This is a genomic window from Streptomyces coelicoflavus (assembly GCF_045041415.1).
Lineage (GTDB): Bacteria > Actinomycetota > Actinomycetes > Streptomycetales > Streptomycetaceae > Streptomyces > Streptomyces coelicoflavus.
This window is the reverse complement of sequence record NZ_CP108218.1, coordinates 7,738,543-7,754,272: the sequence shown is the minus strand read 5'-3', so window position 1 is coordinate 7,754,272 and position 15,730 is coordinate 7,738,543. Positions and strand designations below refer to the sequence as shown.

Annotated in this window: 13 protein-coding genes; 11 read left to right on the top strand and 2 right to left on the bottom strand. The window is 72.1% G+C overall.

What is annotated here, in order from left to right; translation table 11 throughout:
• Positions 1–10: 10 nt before the first annotated feature.
• From ligA to OHA99_RS34955, 4 genes are all read left to right on the top strand, one after another.
• Positions 11–2,101, top strand: coding sequence for an NAD-dependent DNA ligase LigA (ligA, locus tag OHA99_RS34970; RefSeq protein WP_164386032.1), 2,091 nt, complete (start codon positions 11–13; stop codon positions 2,099–2,101).
• A gap of 59 nt (positions 2,102–2,160) precedes the next feature.
• The gene (locus OHA99_RS34965) at positions 2,161–3,384 is read left to right on the top strand and encodes an MFS transporter (RefSeq protein ID WP_405698744.1); all 1,224 of its coding nucleotides are present in this window, start codon (positions 2,161–2,163) and stop codon (positions 3,382–3,384) included.
• A 97-nt stretch (positions 3,385–3,481) separates the two neighbouring features.
• The gene (locus OHA99_RS34960) at positions 3,482–4,063 is read left to right on the top strand and encodes a sugar O-acetyltransferase (RefSeq protein ID WP_153181418.1); all 582 of its coding nucleotides are present in this window, start codon (positions 3,482–3,484) and stop codon (positions 4,061–4,063) included.
• Positions 4,064–4,073: 10 nt separating this feature from the next.
• On the top strand, positions 4,074–4,649 hold the full coding sequence (locus OHA99_RS34955) for a TetR/AcrR family transcriptional regulator (RefSeq protein WP_087792479.1): 576 nt from the start codon (positions 4,074–4,076) through the stop codon (positions 4,647–4,649).
• A 73-nt stretch (positions 4,650–4,722) separates the two neighbouring features.
• On the opposite strand, the gene OHA99_RS34950 is transcribed toward OHA99_RS34955, so the two are convergent.
• Positions 4,723–6,021 carry a YeeE/YedE family protein gene (locus OHA99_RS34950; protein WP_366472706.1) on the bottom strand — a complete coding sequence of 433 codons (1,299 nt, stop codon included), beginning with the start codon at positions 6,019–6,021 and terminating at the stop codon, positions 4,723–4,725.
• 260 nt (positions 6,022–6,281) lie between these two features.
• Positions 6,282–8,207, bottom strand: coding sequence for a molecular chaperone HtpG (gene htpG, locus OHA99_RS34945; protein ID WP_405698743.1), 1,926 nt, complete (start codon positions 8,205–8,207; stop codon positions 6,282–6,284).
• Positions 8,208–8,414: 207 nt separating this feature from the next.
• Between htpG and OHA99_RS34940 the strand changes: the two genes are divergently transcribed.
• The 7 genes from OHA99_RS34940 to OHA99_RS34910 all read left to right on the top strand — a co-directional run bounded on the left by OHA99_RS34940 (position 8,415) and on the right by OHA99_RS34910 (position 15,727).
• A complete protein-coding gene (locus tag OHA99_RS34940; protein ID WP_366472705.1) occupies positions 8,415–9,290 on the top strand; it encodes an SGNH/GDSL hydrolase family protein in 876 nt (291 codons plus the stop codon).
• Between the two features lie 30 nt (positions 9,291–9,320).
• Positions 9,321–10,277: a GlxA family transcriptional regulator gene (locus tag OHA99_RS34935; RefSeq protein WP_153181414.1), complete on the top strand. Its 957-nt coding sequence runs from the start codon at positions 9,321–9,323 to the stop codon at positions 10,275–10,277.
• A gap of 139 nt (positions 10,278–10,416) precedes the next feature.
• A complete protein-coding gene (gene gap / locus OHA99_RS34930) occupies positions 10,417–11,415 on the top strand; it encodes a type I glyceraldehyde-3-phosphate dehydrogenase (RefSeq protein WP_153181413.1) in 999 nt (332 codons plus the stop codon).
• 49 nt (positions 11,416–11,464) lie between these two features.
• Positions 11,465–11,962: a peptidylprolyl isomerase gene (locus OHA99_RS34925; RefSeq protein ID WP_153181412.1), complete on the top strand. Its 498-nt coding sequence runs from the start codon at positions 11,465–11,467 to the stop codon at positions 11,960–11,962.
• A gap of 150 nt (positions 11,963–12,112) precedes the next feature.
• On the top strand, positions 12,113–13,591 hold the full coding sequence (locus tag OHA99_RS34920) for a glutamate-cysteine ligase family protein (protein WP_153181411.1): 1,479 nt from the start codon (positions 12,113–12,115) through the stop codon (positions 13,589–13,591).
• A 40-nt stretch (positions 13,592–13,631) separates the two neighbouring features.
• Positions 13,632–14,465 carry a class II glutamine amidotransferase gene (locus OHA99_RS34915; protein WP_153181410.1) on the top strand — a complete coding sequence of 278 codons (834 nt, stop codon included), beginning with the start codon at positions 13,632–13,634 and terminating at the stop codon, positions 14,463–14,465.
• A 323-nt stretch (positions 14,466–14,788) separates the two neighbouring features.
• On the top strand, positions 14,789–15,727 hold the full coding sequence (locus OHA99_RS34910) for a TauD/TfdA family dioxygenase (protein ID WP_153181409.1): 939 nt from the start codon (positions 14,789–14,791) through the stop codon (positions 15,725–15,727).
• The last annotated feature ends 3 nt before the right edge of the window (positions 15,728–15,730 follow it).

The following is a 15,730-nucleotide window of genomic DNA, read 5'->3' as shown; positions in this document are numbered from 1 at the left end:
GATTCCGTCCATGACTACTCCTGCTGCGGTGATCGTCGATGCCACCACCTACGCCCAGGCGGTCGAGGACGCCGCACGCGCGGCCGCCGCCTACTACGCGGGCGGCTCCTCGCCACTCGACGACGACGCCTACGACCGGCTGGCGAGAGGGATCGCCGCGTGGGAGGCCGAGCACCCGGGCGAGGTGCTGCCCGACTCCCCCACCGGGAAGGTCGCCGGCGGTGCGGCCGAGGGCGACGTGCCGCACACGGTGCCGATGCTCAGCCTGGACAACGTGTTCTCGCCGGAGGAGTTCACCGCCTGGACGGCGTCCCTGGCCCGGCGCGTCGACCGCGAGGTCACCCGGTTCAGCGTGGGCCCCAAGCTGGACGGCCTCGCGGTCGCCGCCCGCTACCGGGAGGGCCGCCTGACCCGGCTGATCACCCGGGGCGACGGCACGGCCGGTGAGGACGTCTCGCACGCCATGGGCACCGTGGAGGGGCTGCCCGAGCGGCTGGCCGAGCCGGTGACCGTCGAGGTCCGCGGCGAGATCCTCATGACGACGGCCCAGTTCGAGCACGCCAACGAGGTGCGCATACGGCACGGCGGGCAGCCCTTCGCCAACCCGCGCAACGCCGCGGCGGGCACCCTGCGGGCCAAGGAGCGCGCCTACACGGTGCCGATGACGTTCTTCGGGTACGGCCTGCTGGCCTTGCCCGGCACCGACGCCGCGCTGGCCGCGCGGCTGGAGGAGTCGGCGTACGGCGACCTGATGGCGACGGCGGCCGGACTCGGCGTGCACACCAGCGCCGGCACCGCCGTACCGGACGTGGTCGTCGAGACGCCCGAGCAGGTCCTGGCCCGGGTCCGGGAGATCGCCGCGCTCCGTGCCGAGCTGCCCTTCGGCATCGACGGGATCGTCGTCAAGGCCGACCTCGCCGCGGATCAGCGGGCCGCCGGGTCCGGCTCGCGGGCGCCGCGGTGGGCGATCGCGTACAAGCTGCCGGCCGTCGAGAAGATCACCCGGCTCCTGGACGTGGAGTGGAACGTCGGCCGCACCGGCATCGTCGCCCCGCGCGGTGTCCTGGAACCGGTGGTCATCGAGGGCTCCACGATCACCTACGCCACGCTGCACAACCCGGCCGACATCACCCGCCGGGGCCTGCGCCTCGGCGACCACGTCATGGTCCACCGCGCCGGTGACGTCATCCCCCGCATCGAGGCCCCGGTCGCGCATCTGCGGACGGGCGAGGAGCAGCCGATCGTGTTCCCCGAGGCGTGTCCGCGCTGCGGGTCGGAGATCGACACGAGCGAGGAGCGCTGGCGGTGCGCGCAGGGCCGCAACTGCCACCTGGTGGCCTCGCTCGCCTACGCGGCCGGCCGCGACCAGCTCGACATCGAGGGTCTGGGCACCACCCGCGTCGTCCAGCTCGTCGAGGCCGGTCTCGTCGCCGACCTGGCCGACCTGTTCACGCTGCGGCGCGAGCAGCTGCTCGCCCTGGAGCGGATGGGCGAGACCAGCACCGACAACCTGCTGGCCGCGCTCGCCGGGGCCAGGGAGCAGCCGCTGTCCCGGGTGCTGTGCGCGCTGGGGGTGCGGGGCACCGGACGGTCCATGTCCCGTCGTATCGCCCGGTACTTCGCCACCATGGATCTCATACGCGCCGCCGACGCGGAGGCCATGCAGCGGGTCGACGGCATCGGGGTGGAGAAGGCGCCCTCCATCGTCGCGGAGATCGCCGAGCTCGCCCCGCTCATCGACAAGCTCGCCGCCGCCGGCGTCAACATGACGGAGCCCGGCGCGACCCCGCCCCCGGCCGCCGACGCGGACGGCGGGGACGCGGAAGCGTCCGCCGCGCCGGCCGGGGGCGGGCCGCTGGCGGGGATGAAGGTGGTCGTCACCGGCGCGATGACCGGAAGCCTCGAGCGGCTCAGCCGCAACGAGATGAACGAACTCGTCGAGCGGGCCGGCGGACGCTCCTCCTCCAGCGTCTCCAAGAACACGACGCTCGTCGTCGCGGGCGAGGGGGCGGGCTCGAAGCGGGCCAAGGCGGAACAGCTCGGCGTCCGTCTGGCCACTCCGGAGGAGTTCGCCGCCCTGGTGGCCGACCTGATCGGCTGAGGCTCCGCTCACGCAGCCGGGAGTGTACGTTCGTACGCCCTGGCGGTAGGCTCCGGCGCATGACTGTGGACGTACTGCGCCGGCCCGCCCCGGCCGATCGGCGGGCTCGCGTGGCCGTCGCCGTCCTGTTCTTCACCAACGGGGCCCTGTTCGCCAACCTGTTGCCGAGGTATCCGCAGATCAAGGCGGACCTCGGCATCGGCAACGCCGCCTACGGACTGGCCGTGGCGGCGTTCCCGGCGGGTGCCATCACGGCCGGGCTCGCGGCCGGGATACTGGTGCGCCGGTTCGGCTCGGCACGGGTGGCGGTCGGCGGCACGCTGCTGACCGGGGCGGGCATTCTCGCCGCCGGGCTCGCGGACTCGGTGGCGGTGTTCGCGGGGGCGTTGTTCCTGGCCGGTGCGATGGACGCGTTCACCGACGTCGCGCAGAACGCCCACGGGCTGCGGGTGCAGCGCCGTTACGGACGGTCCATCATCAACTCCTTCCACGCCATCTGGTCCATCGGCGCGGTCACCGGCGGTTCCATGGCCGCCGCCGCGATCGCGCTCGGCGTCTCGCGGGGCCCGCACCTGCTGTTCTCCGCCGTGGTGTTCGCGGTCGCGGCCTGCGTCGCCCTGCGGTACTGCCTGCCGGGGCCCGAGACCGACACCGGAACAGCTGTGGAGACCGGGGAGACCGGCGCCGGGGACGACGCGGCGTCGCCGGAGCGTGCCCCGGCGACGGGCCTGCGGACCGGCTGGGTGCTGGCCGCGCTCGTCCTCATCGCCACGGCCGGGACCCTGGTCGAGGACGCGGGCATGTCCTGGGCCACCCTCTATCTCTCGGACTCCCTGCACGCGACCGCGGCACTGGCCGCGTCCGGGTATGTCGCCCTGGTCGGCGCGCAGTTCGTCGGCCGGATCGTCGGCGACCGGCTCGTGGACCGCTTCGGCCAGCGCACGGTGGCCCGCTCCGGCGCCCTGATCGCCGCGGTCGGCATGGGCCTGGCGCTGGCCGTGCCGACGGTGCCCGGCACGGTCCTCGGCTTCGCCGCGGCCGGGTTCGGGGTGGCGACCCTGGTCCCGGCGGCCATGCACGAGGCCGACGAACTGCCGGGCCTCAAACCCGGTTCGGGGCTGACCCTCGTCTCCTGGCTGATGCGGCTCGGCTTCCTGCTCTCGCCGCCGGTGGTGGGACTGGTCGCCGACGCGACGAGCCTGCGGGTGGGGCTGCTGGTGGTGCCGTTCGCGGGGCTGATCGTCCTCGTGTGCGGCGGAGTGCTCCGGTCCCGGCGAGGCTGAGCCGGACGCCGGACGCCGGACGCCGGAAACCTGCCGCCTGGCGACACGACGGCGACAGGAGTGTACGTTCGTACGCTTCAGGGGTACGATCGGGTGCATGCCGACGGACCACTTCGCGGGCGACTCCCGCACCAACCTCGAACGCATGCTGGCGGGCGACCTCTACATCGCCGACGACCCGGAGATCGCCCGCAGGCAGCAGCAGGCGGTGCGGCTGGCCGCCCGCTACCAGGCGGCGTACGCGGAGGACGCGGAGGCCGCGCGGCCGCTCCTCGCCGAACTGCTCGGCTCCCTGGGCGCCGAGGCCCACGTACGGCCGCCCCTGTACGTCGACTACGGCAGCAACATCGCCATCGGGGCGCGCACCTTCGTCAACTACAACCTGACGGCGCTGGACGTCGCGGCGATCACCATCGGCGCGGACTGCCAGATCGGGCCGAACGTCCAGCTGCTCACCCCCACGCACCCCCTGGAGCCCGGGCCCCGGCGGGACAAGCTGGAGGCCGCCCGCCCCATCGTCATCGGCGACAACGTCTGGCTGGGCGGCGGCGCGATCGTGCTGCCGGGCGTGACCATCGGGGACAACTCCGTGATCGGCGCGGGCGCGGTCGTCACGAAGGACGTACCGGCGAACGTCGTGGCCGTCGGCAACCCTGCCCGGCCGGTGCGGAACGTGTAAGTCTGCTCCCATGGCAACCGGACACACCGATCCGCAGCGGCGTGAGCGCATCCTCGCGGCCACCCTCGACCTGATCGCCGAGGAGGGCATCGCACGCGTCTCCCACCGGAGGATCGCGACGCGCGCGGGGGTGCCCCTCGGCTCGATGACGTACCACTTCAGCGGCATGGACCAGCTGCTGCGGGAGGCGTTCGGCCGGTTCACCGACCACATCGTCGCGGTGTTCGACGAGCACCTCGGGGCCGCCGCCGACCGCGACCAGGCCCGGGAGGCGGTGGCCGACCTCGTGCACGAGCTGTCCGAGGACAGCCAGCGGGACCTGGTGCTCACCCAGGAGCTGTACACGCTCGCCGCGCGCCAGCCCGCCTACCGGGAGCTCACCCACGAGTGGATGCGCCGCAGCCGCGTCCACCTGGAGAAGCACTTCGACCCGGACACGGCCCGCCAGCTGGACGCCCTCATCGAGGGTCTGACGCTGCACCGCGCCCTGGCCCGGGAGCCGCACGGCCGAGCCCTCACCCTGGAGGCCATCGCCCGGGTCACCGCCACGGAGCGGCGGGCACCGCGGGGAAGCGGCACTCCCTAGCGGCGCCCTCGGCGGCGCCCTCAGCGGCCCGTGCGGCGCAGGCCTGACCCCTGTGCCGCACGGGCATCCCCCGTCAGCAGACGCCGTCGCCCGGCCTGGGGTTGCCCAGGCCGAACAGGGGCCGCAGCTTGAGGCCCACCCAGGTGCCGGCCAGTGCGAAGGCGCCCCACAGCCAGCCGCTGAGGCTGCCCGAGGCGATGCCCGCCAGGTAGGCGCCGATGTTGCAGCCGCCGGCCAGCCGGGCGCCGACGCCCATCAGCACACCGCCGAGCACCGCGGCGAGCGCGGTGCGCCAGGGGATGCCCCGGTGCAGCGCCCAGGTGCCGCCCAGCGAGGCGGCGACGGCCGCGCCGATCATGATGCCGATGTCGGTGAGGCTGGTCTTGTCGGCGAGCACCGGACCGGCCAGCATCTCGGCGTTGCCGGGCCGCTGCCACCAGGTCCAGTTCTCCGGGTGGCCGCCGAGCGCGCCCACCAGCTCGGAGCCCCACAGGCTGAAGGCGCTGGTGACGCCCCAGGCGCCGCCGGAGACCAGCAGGACGCCCGCGCCGAGCACGGCCAGCGCCAGGGCGCCGACGGCCAGCGGCCAGGAGCCGCGGAGGGCCCGGACGGCGGCCCGGCGCGCCGAGGGGACGGCGCCCAGCGGCGGCGGGTTGCGCCGGGCCTGGACGCGCCGGCTGACCAGCACCACCAGGGTCAGCGCGGCGACGGTCACGCCCCAGGAGCCGAACCAGCCGATGTGCTCGGACAGCACGACGGGCTCCCAGGCCGGGAGGTCCTTCCACAGGTCGAACTGCCAGGCGGCCAGCGTGGCGCCGGCGACGAACCCGCCGAGTGTCAGCACGATCGACGTCTGTCCCGAGCCGACCGCGAAGAGGGTGCCCGAGGCGCAGGCGCCGCCGAGCTGCATGCCGACGGCGAAGAGTGCCGAACCGGCGAACAGGCCGACGCCGATCGGTCCGGCGGACGGCGCGGGCTGGGCACCGAAGAGCCCGGTCTCCGTGCCGATGACCAGCGCGAACAGGGTGGCCGTGGTGCCGAGGAGCAGGGCGTGCGCCCGCAGCCCGGTCCCGTTGCCGACGGCGACCAGCTGCCGCCAGGCGGAGGTGAAGCCGAACCGGGAGTGGAAGAGGGCGACGCCCAGGCCGAGGCCGAACAGGAGCAGCACGCCGGGTTCGGCGCCGTGCGCGGACCACACGTACGCGGTCAGCGCGGCGGCGAGCAGCCCGGACACGGCGAGCGGCGTCCGCCGCACCGGGGGCAGGGGCGGTGCCTCGGGACGTTCCGAGGAGGTGGGCGAGGGAGCGAACAGCGGGGCGGACGCGCGCGGCGGCGCGGCCGGGGACGACCCGGCCGGGGGTGCGGTGGTCACGGAAGGAATCTCCGGGGTGGTGTGCACGGGGACGGCGGACGCGGGCGGACCGGCGGCGCGGGGAGCGCGCGGCCGGTCCGGGGGTCAGCGTCGACAGAGGCCGTCGTCGACGCACCACGCCGAGCACGCGAAGAGCGCGAGGCACAGCGGCGGAGCGGATGCATACATGCGTACGAAGATACGGAGGAGTGTGCTCCGCATGCCACGCCGTCTCGCCATGCGGATGGCGGACGGCGTGGAGTGCGGGTCCTTCCGGCCGGTTACAGCGTGCGCTCCAGACGGTCCGCCATCAGCTGCACGAACCGGGCGGGCTCCTTGGGCCGGCCGCCCTCGGCGAGCACCGCGAGGGTGTGCAGCAGTTCGGCGGTCTCGGTGAGTTCCGCGCGGTCCCGCCGGTCGCTCCAGGCCCGGTTCAGGGTCTTCACCAGCTGGTGCTCCGGGTTGAGTTCGAGGATCCGCTTGGCGCCGGGCACCTCCTGGCCCATCGCCCGGTACATGTTCTCCAGGGCGGGCGTCAGCTCACCCGCGTCGGAGACGACGCAGGCCGGCGAGACGGTGAGGCGGGAGGAGAGGCGGACCTCCTTGACGTCGTCGCCCAGGTGCTCGGTCATCCAGCCGAGCAGCCCCGCGTACTCCTCGCCCTGCTTCTCCTTCTCGGCGTCGCTCTTCTCCTCCTCGGCGCCCAGGAGGTCGATCTCGCCCTTGGCCACCGAGCGCAGCGTCCTGCCCTCGTACTCCCCCACCGCGTCGACCCAGACCTCGTCGACGGCGTCGGTGAGCAGGAGGACCTCGACACCCTTGGCCCGGAACGCCTCCATGTGCGGGGAGTTCTCGATGGCCTGACGGGACTCGCCCGTCATGTAGTAGATGTCGCCCTGTCCGTCCTTCATCCGCTCCACGTAGCCCTGCAGCGAAGTGGGCTCGCCGGCGTCGTGCGTGGACGGGAACGAACAGGCGGCCAGGATCGCGTCCCGGTTCTCCGAGTCGGTCACCAGGCCTTCCTTGAGCACCGCGCCGAACTCCCGCCAGAACGTGGCGTAGCGGTCCGGCGCGGAGGTCCTGAGGCCCTTGACCGTCGAGAGGACCTTTTTGGTCAGCCGCCGCTGGATCATGCGGATGTGGCGGTCCTGCTGGAGGATCTCGCGGGAGACGTTGAGCGAGAGGTCCTGCGCGTCGACGACGCCCTTGACGAAACGGAGGTAGGGCGGCAGCAGTTCCTCGCAGTCGTCCATGATGAAGACGCGCTTGACGTAGAGCTGGACGCCGCGCTGGTAGCCCTGGGTGAACAGGTCGTGCGGGGCGTGCGAGGGCACGAAGAGCAGGGCCTGGTACTCGAAGGTGCCCTCCGCCTGGAGCCGGATCGTCTCCAGCGGGTCGCGCCAGTCATGGCCGATGTGCTTGTACAGCTCGTGGTACTCGTCGTCGGAGACCTCGTCGCGCGGGCGTGCCCACAGGGCCTTCATCGAGTTGAGCGTCTCGGCCTCGCGGGTCTCGGCACCGTCGCCGTCGCTGCCGTCGCTGCCGTCGCCGCCCGGCTCGGGCAGCAGGCGCACCGGCCAGGTGATGAAGTCCGAGTACCGCTTGACGATCTCCTTGATCTTCCACGCGGAGGTGTAGTCGTGGAGCTGGTTCTCGGCGTCGGCGGGCTTGAGGTGCAGGGTGACCGCGGTGCCCTGCGGGGCCTCGCCGACCCGCTCCAGGGTGTAGGTGCCCTCGCCCTTCGAGGTCCAGCGGGTGCCCTCGGTCTCGCCGGCGTGCCGGGTGACCAGGGTGACCTCGTCCGCGACCATGAAGCCCGAGTAGAAGCCGACGCCGAACTGTCCGATGAGCCCGTCGGCCCCGGCTCCGTCCTTGGCCTCGCGCAGCTCTTCGAGGAACTTGGCGGTGCCCGAGTTGGCGATGGTGCCGATCAGCCGGGTGACCTCGTCGTACGACATGCCGATGCCGTTGTCCCGCACGGTCAGGGTGCGGGCGTCCTTGTCGACCTCCAACTCGATGCGCGGGTCGCTCACGTCGGCGTCGGGGGCGTCGCCGCGCAGGGCGGCGAGGCGCAGCTTGTCCAGCGCGTCGGAGGCGTTGGAGACGAGCTCGCGCAGGAAGACATCCTTGTTCGAGTAGACGGAGTGAATCATCAGCTGAAGCAGCTGACGCGCCTCTACCTGGAACTCAAACGTTTCGGTCGTCATGGCTGGTGAGTACCTCACAGATCCGTCGTGCGCCGTGCGCTCTGGCGGAAGTCACTCTAAAACAGCCCCGAGCCGCCCAGGGCGGCCGCGCACGACTGCAAGAAGTTCTGTCAACAACGTTGACTTGAAGTCAACGACCCCGCACATTACTTAAAAGTAGAACCGCCCAGTAACCCCGCTGCCGCCCTCCCGAAGAAGAGAGAACGCATGCCGAAGCACGCCCTTCGCCGTGTCATGACCGCGACAGCAGCCGCCGTCGGCACCCTGGCCCTCGGCCTCACGGACACCACCGCCCACGCCGCGCCCGCCACCCTCGACTACGTGGCCCTCGGCGACAGTTACAGCGCCGGTTCCGGCGTCCTGCCCGTCGACCTCACCAACCTGCTCTGCCTGCGCTCGACGGCCAACTACCCCCACGTCATCGCCGCCGCGACGGGCGCGCACCTGAAGGACGTCACCTGCGGCGCCGCCCAGACCTCCGACTTCACCGAACCCCAGTACCCGGGCGTCGCCCCCCAGTTGGACGCGCTCGACGCCGGCACGGACCTGGTCACGCTCACCATCGGCGGCAACGACAACAACACGTTCATCAACGCCATCACGGCCTGCGGCACGGCCGGCGTCCTCAGCGGCGGCAAGGGCAGCCCCTGCGAGGACAAGCACGGCACGTCCTTCGACGACGAGATCGAGACCAACACCTACCCCGCGCTCAAGGCGGCCCTGAGCGCCGTGCGCGCCGAGGCGCCGGGCGCGCGGGTGGCGGCCCTCGGCTACCCCTGGATCACCCCGGCCACCGCCGACCCGTCCTGCTTCGCCAAACTCCCGGTGGCCGCCGGTGACGTGCCCTACCTGCGGGCCATCCAGGCACACCTCAACGACGCCGTCCGGCGGGCCGCCGAGGAGACCGGCGCGACCTACGTGGACTTCTCCGCGGTCTCCGACGGCCACGACGCCTGCGCGGACCGCGGCACCCGCTGGATCGAACCGCTGCTGTTCGGGACCAGCCTCGTGCCCGTCCACCCCAACGCCCTCGGCGAGCGGCGCATGGCCGAGCACACGATGAGCGTCCTCGGCCTGAGCTGATCCCCCCGCTCCGCCGCGTACGCTGCTGCCGTGCCGTCCTCCCGCCTGCGCCGCGTCGCCGTCCTGGTGCTCGAAGGCGCGAAACCGCTCGACGTCGGCATCCCGGCGCAGGTCTTCACGACGCGCGCGAGCATGCCGTACGAGGTGCGGGTGTGCGGCGCGGCGCCCGGCCTGGTGACCGGCGGTGACGGCCTGTCGTACCACGTCGCCCACGGCCTGGAGGCCCTGGCCTGGGCCGACGTGGTCTTCCTGCCCGGTTACCGGTCCCCCGACGTGGACGACCCGCCGCGGACCGTCGTCGACGCGCTGACGGCGGCCCACGACCGGGGCGCCCGGCTCGCCGCCATCTCCACCGGCGCGTTCGCGCTCGCCGCCACGGGCCTGCTCGACGGCAGGCGGGCCACCACGCACTGGCACTACACACGGGCCCTGGCGGCCAGGCATCCGCGCGTGCGGGTCGACGAGAACGTGCTGTTCGTGGACGAGGGCAGCGTCCTGACGTCGGCGGGCGCCGCCTCCGGCATCGACCTGTGCCTGCACATCCTGCGCGGCGACCTCGGGGTGGCCGCGTCGAACCACGCGGCCCGGCGTCTGGTGGCGGCCCCCTACCGCAGCGGCGGTCAGGCCCAGTACGTGCCGCGCAGCGTGCCCGAGCCGCTGGGCGAGCGGTTCGCCGCCACCCGCGAGTGGGCGCTGCGCCTCCTCGGTGAGCCGCTCACCCTGGAGGCGCTGGCCCGGCACGCGGCGGTGTCCGCGCGCACCCTCTCCCGGCGCTTCGTCGAGGACACCGGGTACACCCCGATGCAGTGGATCATGCGCGCCCGGATCGACATGGCCCGTGAGCTGCTCGAACGCTCGGAGCGCGGGGTCGAGCAGATCGCCGCCGACGTCGGGCTCGGCACCGGTGCGAATCTGCGACTGCACTTCCAGCGCATCCTCGGCACCACCCCCAGCGAGTACCGGCGCACCTTCGCCCAGGGCGAGTGACCGCGTACCGCCGCCCCGCCACGCCCCGCCCTGGCGTGATCCTTGCGAACCATGGCTCTCGCGCCGCTGCTGCCCCCGGCCGGCCTGCGCGAGCCTGAGGGGGAAGGACCTGGTGGCAGAACGAAGGGACACACCACTCATGACTCGCATCGGCATCAACGGATTCGGCCGCATCGGGCGCAACGTGCTGCGTGCGCTGCTGGAGCGCGACACGAAACTCGAGGTCGTCGCCGTCAACGACCTCACGGAGCCCGCCACCCTGGCCCGTCTGCTCGCCTTCGACTCGACGGCCGGCCGGCTCGGCCGTCCGGTGACGGTCGACGGGGACACCCTGGTCGTCGACGGGCACCGCATCAAGGTGCTCGCCGAGCGCGAGCCGGCCCGGCTGCCCTGGGCCGAGCTGGGCGTCGACATCGTGCTGGAGTCGACCGGCCGCTTCACCTCGGCCGACGCCGCCCGCGGCCACCTCACCGCGGGTGCGCGGAAGGTCCTGGTCAGCGCCCCGTCGAGCGGTGCCGACGTGACGCTCGCCTACGGGGTGAACACCGACGCCTACGACCCGGCCGCGCACACGATCGTCTCCAACGCGTCCTGCACCACCAACGCCCTCGCGCCGCTCGCGGCGGTCCTCGACGAGCTGGCGGGCATCGAGCACGGCTTCATGACGACGGTGCACGCCTACACGCAGGAGCAGAACCTCCAGGACGGCCCGCACCGCGACGCGCGCCGCGCCCGCGCCGCCGGGGTGAACATCGTGCCGACCACGACCGGCGCCGCCAAGGCGATCGGCCTCGTGCTGCCGGGCCTGGACGGCAAGCTCTCGGGCGACTCGATCCGCGTGCCGGTCCCGGTGGGCTCGATCGTCGAGCTGAACACGACCGTCGCCCGCGACGTGACCCGCGAGGACGTCCTGGCCGCCTACCGCGCCGCCGCCGACGGTCCGCTCGCCGGGGTGCTGGAGTACTCCGAGGACCCGCTGGTCTCCTCCGACATCACGGGCAACCCGGCCTCGTCGATCTTCGACTCGGCACTGACCCGCGTGGACGGACGCCACGTCAAGGTGGTCGCCTGGTACGACAACGAATGGGGCTTTTCGAACCGTGTGATCGACACCCTCGGACTGCTCGCCACACGCTGAACGGGCAGCCGGTTCGGCATCACCGGGGGTCACACGTCACAATGGTGCGATGAGCAATTCCAAGGTTTACTTCGACATCGACATCGACGGCCAGGATGCGGGCCGCATCGTCTTCGAACTCTTCGAGGACGTCACCCCCAAGACCGCCAAGAACTTCCTGGAGCTGGCCACCGGCGAGCACGGCTTCGGCTACGCGGGTTCCTCCTTCCACCGCGTCATCCCGCAGTTCATGCTCCAGGGCGGTGACTTCACCAGGGGCGACGGCACCGGGGGCAAGAGCATCTACGGCGAGAAGTTCGCGGACGAGAACTTCCAGCTGAAGCACACCGAGCCGTACCTGCTCTCCATGGCGAACGCGGGCCCGAACACCAACGGCTCGCAGTTCTTCATCACCACCGTCGTCACCTCGTGGCTGGACGGCAAGCACGTCGTCTTCGGCAAGGTCGTCGAGGGCACGGACGTGGTCGACAAGATCGAGGGCTACGGCTCCTCGCCGGCGGGCAAGACGTCCAAGAAGATCACGGTGCGCGCGTCCGGCAAGCTGTAAGGCCTGATCAGTCCCACGGGGACCGGAGCCGACGGGGGTCCGCCGCACGCGGTGCGGTGGACCCCCGTTTTCTCTCGTCTGGTGGGGTACTCCGGGTGGTGCGACGCTGGGGTGGAGGAGCGTCCGCGGAAGGCAACCCCGGGAGGACCCATGGGACGGGACGTCCCGGCGCTGGTCTTCACCCGCGAGGACCGCCGCCGGTACCGGATCAAGATGCAGGAGTGCCTCGAGGCCTTCGCGCAGATGCTGCGCGAGTCCCGGTTCGACACCGAGCGGCCCCAGGTCGGCCTGGAGATCGAGCTGAACCTGGTCGACGACCGGGGCGAACCGGCGATGCGCAACAGCGACGCCCTCGAGGCGATCGCGGACCCCGCCTGGTCCACCGAGCTGGGCCGGTTCAACCTGGAGATCAACATCCCGCCCCGGCAGCTGACGGCGGGCGGCCCCGACGCCTGGGAGACCGAGATCCGTGCCGCCCTGAACCACGCCGAGGACCGTGCCGCGTCGGTCGGCGCCCATCTGATCATGGTCGGCACCCTCCCCACGCTGCGCCAGTCGGACGTGGGCGAGGCGGCCCTGTCGGAGAACCCGCGCTACCGGCTCCTCAACGACCAGGTGTTCGCCGCCCGGGGCGAGGACCTGCACATCGAGGTGGACGGCGTCGACCGCCTGCGGACCTACGCGGACACCATCACGCCCGAAGCCGCCTGCACCAGCACGCAGTTCCACCTCCAGGTCGCGCCTGAGGAGTTCCCCGACTACTGGAACGCGGCCCAGGCCGTAGCCGGTGTCCAGGTCGCCCTCGCGGCCAACTCGCCCTTCCTGCTCGGCAAGGAACTGTGGCACGAGAGCCGCATCCCCCTGTTCGAGCAGGCCACCGACACCCGGCCGCAGGAGATCAAGGCGCAGGGGGTCAGGCCCCGGGTGTGGTTCGGGGAGCGCTGGATCAACAGCGTCTTCGACCTGTTCGAGGAGAACCTCCGCTACTTCCCCGCGCTGCTGCCGCTGTGCGACGAGCAGGATCCCGCGGAGACCCTCGACCGCGGCGACATCCCCGAGCTGGGCGAACTCACGCTGCACAACGGCACCATCTACCGGTGGAACCGGCCCGTCTACGCCGTCGCCCACGACAGGCCGCACGTCCGCGTGGAGAACCGCGTCCTGCCGGCCGGCCCGACCGTCGCCGACACCCTGGCCAACGGCGCCTTCTACTACGGGCTCACCCGCGCCCTGGTGGAGGAGGAGCGTCCGGTGTGGTCGCGGATGTCCTTCTCGGTCGCCGAGGACAACCTGCACACCGCCGCCCGGCACGGCATCGAGGCACACCTGTACTGGCCGGGAGTGGGCGAGGTGACCGTGCCGGAACTGGTCCTGCGCCGGCTGCTGCCGCTGGCCCACCGGGGCCTGGAGCTGTCGGGCATGGACTCCGCCTGGCGGGAGCCGCTGCTCGGCATCATCGAGCAGCGCTGCGTCACCGGCCGCAACGGCGCGGTCTGGCAGAAGGAGATGTTCCACCACATCGATGCCACCGCCAGGCCCGACCGCCACGAGGCGCTGCGCCGGATGACCCAGCAGTACATGGACTACATGCACCTCAACGCCCCGGTCCACACCTGGCCGGTCGACTGACGTCCGGGGCGCCGCAGGCCGCCAGGGAGGCGACGGAGCGATGTGCCGATGGCTCGCCTACTCGGGGACACCCGTCCTCCTGGAGTCCCTGCTGTACCAGCCCGAGCACTCGCTCATCGACCAGAGCCTGCACGCCCGTATGGGGGTGGAGACGACGAACGGGGACGGGTTCGGGGTCGGCTGGTTCGGGCCGGAGATGGCGACGCCCGCGATCGTCCGGGAGGTCGGGCCGGCCTGGAGCAACCGCAACCTGCGGGAGATCGCGAGCCATGTCCGCTCCCCCTTGTTCTTCGCGCACATCCGCGCCTCGACGGGCAGCGCCGTGCAGCAGACCAATTGCCACCCCTTCCGCCACGGCCGCTGGATGTGGATGCACAACGGCGCGATCGCCGAGTTCCACCGGCTGCGCCGCGACCTCGCCCTGGCCGTCGATCCGCGGCTCTTCCTCGACATCGAGGGCTCGACGGACTCGGAGATGATGTTCTACCTGGCGCTCACGCTCGGTCTGGAGGACGACCCGCCGGCGGCCGTGGCCCGGATGGCGGGCCTGGTGGAGGAGATCGGCCACGAACACGGCGTGGAGTTCCCGATGCAGATGACGGTCGCCGTCACCGAGGGGCGGCGGCTGTGGGCCTTCCGCTACTCCAGCCAGGGTCAGTCGCGGTCGCTCTACTACAGCAGCCGGGTGGAGAGCCTGCGTGCGCTGCACCCCGGGCTGCCCTTCCTCAAGGAGGCGTCCGACAACAGCCGCCTCATCGTGTCGGAACCGCTGGGCGACCTGCCCGGCGTGTGGAACAAGGTGCCCGAGAGCAGCTACGGGGTCGTCCAGCCCGAGGGCGACGACCTGCGCCCCTTCGTTCCTCTCGCTCCGTGACCCCATTGACACGGGCGAGGAAAGATCACACAATCGGTGCCATGACCACATACCGGTTCGGCACCGCGGCGGAGTGTTGCCGTGTGCCCGAGCGAACCGGCTGTGAGCGTTCCGGCCTTTAACGGCCTTCTCCGCACCGACCGTCCGACGCCCGTCGCGTCGTAGCCCGTCGGCATCCTCTCCGGCCCACAGCCCGGAGCACCCGTAGCACCTCGTTCACCCCGGCCGTTCGTCGGTGGCCTCGCCGCCCCTTGGCCGGATTCCACGCGTCCCGTCACACACGTCCTGTCACACACGTCCCGTCACACAAGGGGAGGACTCCCATGTCCGTCACGGCCGTCGGCCCGAACACCGTCCTGCGTGAAGCACGCATCCCGGCGGACGGAATGTACGAGGGCCGGCGCACGCTGCGCCGGCTGCCCGAGGGCCGGGAGGAACGGCCCTACGAGCTCTTCGAGATCGTCCCGCAGGCGCGCACCATCGGCGCGGAGATCCGGGGTGCCGACCTCTCCCGTCCGCTCACTCCCGCCCTGCGCGAGGAGCTGAACCGGGCCCTGCTGGAGTGGAAGGTCCTGTTCTTCCGGGCTCAGCACCTCACCTCCGGGCAGCAGCGCGACTTCGCCCGCAACTGGGGCGAGTTGGAGACCAACCCCCTGCTCGCCGCCGGTGCCGGCGACGACATCGTCCGGTTCGACAAGGGCGCCGGGTCCACCCCGACGTACGAGAACGTGTGGCACACCGACGTCACCTTCCGGGAGCGGCCCGCGCTCGGTGCGGTGCTCCAGTTGCGCGAGGTGCCGCCGTTCGGCGGGGACACGATGTGGGCGGACATGGCCGCGGCCTACGACAACCTGCCCCGGGAGGTGAAGGAGCGCGTCGACGGCGCCAGCGCCGTGCACGACTTCATCCCGGGCTTCGCACGGTTCTACGGGCCCGAGCGACTGCTGCCGCACCAGGACCTGTTCCCGCCCGTGGAGCACCCGGTCGTGCGCACGCACCCGGAGACGGGCCGGCGCATGCTGTTCGTCAACACGTCCTTCACCACCCACATCACCGGCATGGAGCGCGACGAGAGCGACCGCCTGCTCCGCTTCCTCTTCCAGCAGGCACATGTGCCCGAGTACCAGGTGCGCTGGCGCTGGCAGCCCGGCGACGTCGCCTTCTGGGACAACCGCGCCACCCAGCACTACGCGGTCGGCGACTACGGCACCGAGCGGCGGGTCGCCGAACGCGTCGCCGTCGAGGGCGACCGCCCCTTCTGATCC

What these genes read in the sequence shown, in the direction of transcription:
- ligA (WP_164386032.1), top strand. Translation starts at nt 11, where the DNA reads ATGACTACTCCTGCTGCGGTGATCGTCGATGCCACCACCTACGCCCAG.
- OHA99_RS34965 (WP_405698744.1), top strand. Translation starts at nt 2,161, where the DNA reads ATGACTGTGGACGTACTGCGCCGGCCCGCCCCGGCCGATCGGCGGGCT.
- OHA99_RS34960 (WP_153181418.1), top strand. Translation starts at nt 3,482, where the DNA reads ATGCCGACGGACCACTTCGCGGGCGACTCCCGCACCAACCTCGAACGC.
- OHA99_RS34955 (WP_087792479.1), top strand. Translation starts at nt 4,074, where the DNA reads ATGGCAACCGGACACACCGATCCGCAGCGGCGTGAGCGCATCCTCGCG.
- htpG (WP_405698743.1), bottom strand. Translation starts at nt 8,207, where the DNA reads ATGACGACCGAAACGTTTGAGTTCCAGGTAGAGGCGCGTCAGCTGCTT.
- OHA99_RS34940 (WP_366472705.1), top strand. Translation starts at nt 8,415, where the DNA reads ATGCCGAAGCACGCCCTTCGCCGTGTCATGACCGCGACAGCAGCCGCC.
- gap (WP_153181413.1), top strand. Translation starts at nt 10,417, where the DNA reads ATGACTCGCATCGGCATCAACGGATTCGGCCGCATCGGGCGCAACGTG.
- OHA99_RS34925 (WP_153181412.1), top strand. Translation starts at nt 11,465, where the DNA reads ATGAGCAATTCCAAGGTTTACTTCGACATCGACATCGACGGCCAGGAT.
- OHA99_RS34920 (WP_153181411.1), top strand. Translation starts at nt 12,113, where the DNA reads ATGGGACGGGACGTCCCGGCGCTGGTCTTCACCCGCGAGGACCGCCGC.
- OHA99_RS34915 (WP_153181410.1), top strand. Translation starts at nt 13,632, where the DNA reads ATGTGCCGATGGCTCGCCTACTCGGGGACACCCGTCCTCCTGGAGTCC.
- OHA99_RS34910 (WP_153181409.1), top strand. Translation starts at nt 14,789, where the DNA reads ATGTCCGTCACGGCCGTCGGCCCGAACACCGTCCTGCGTGAAGCACGC.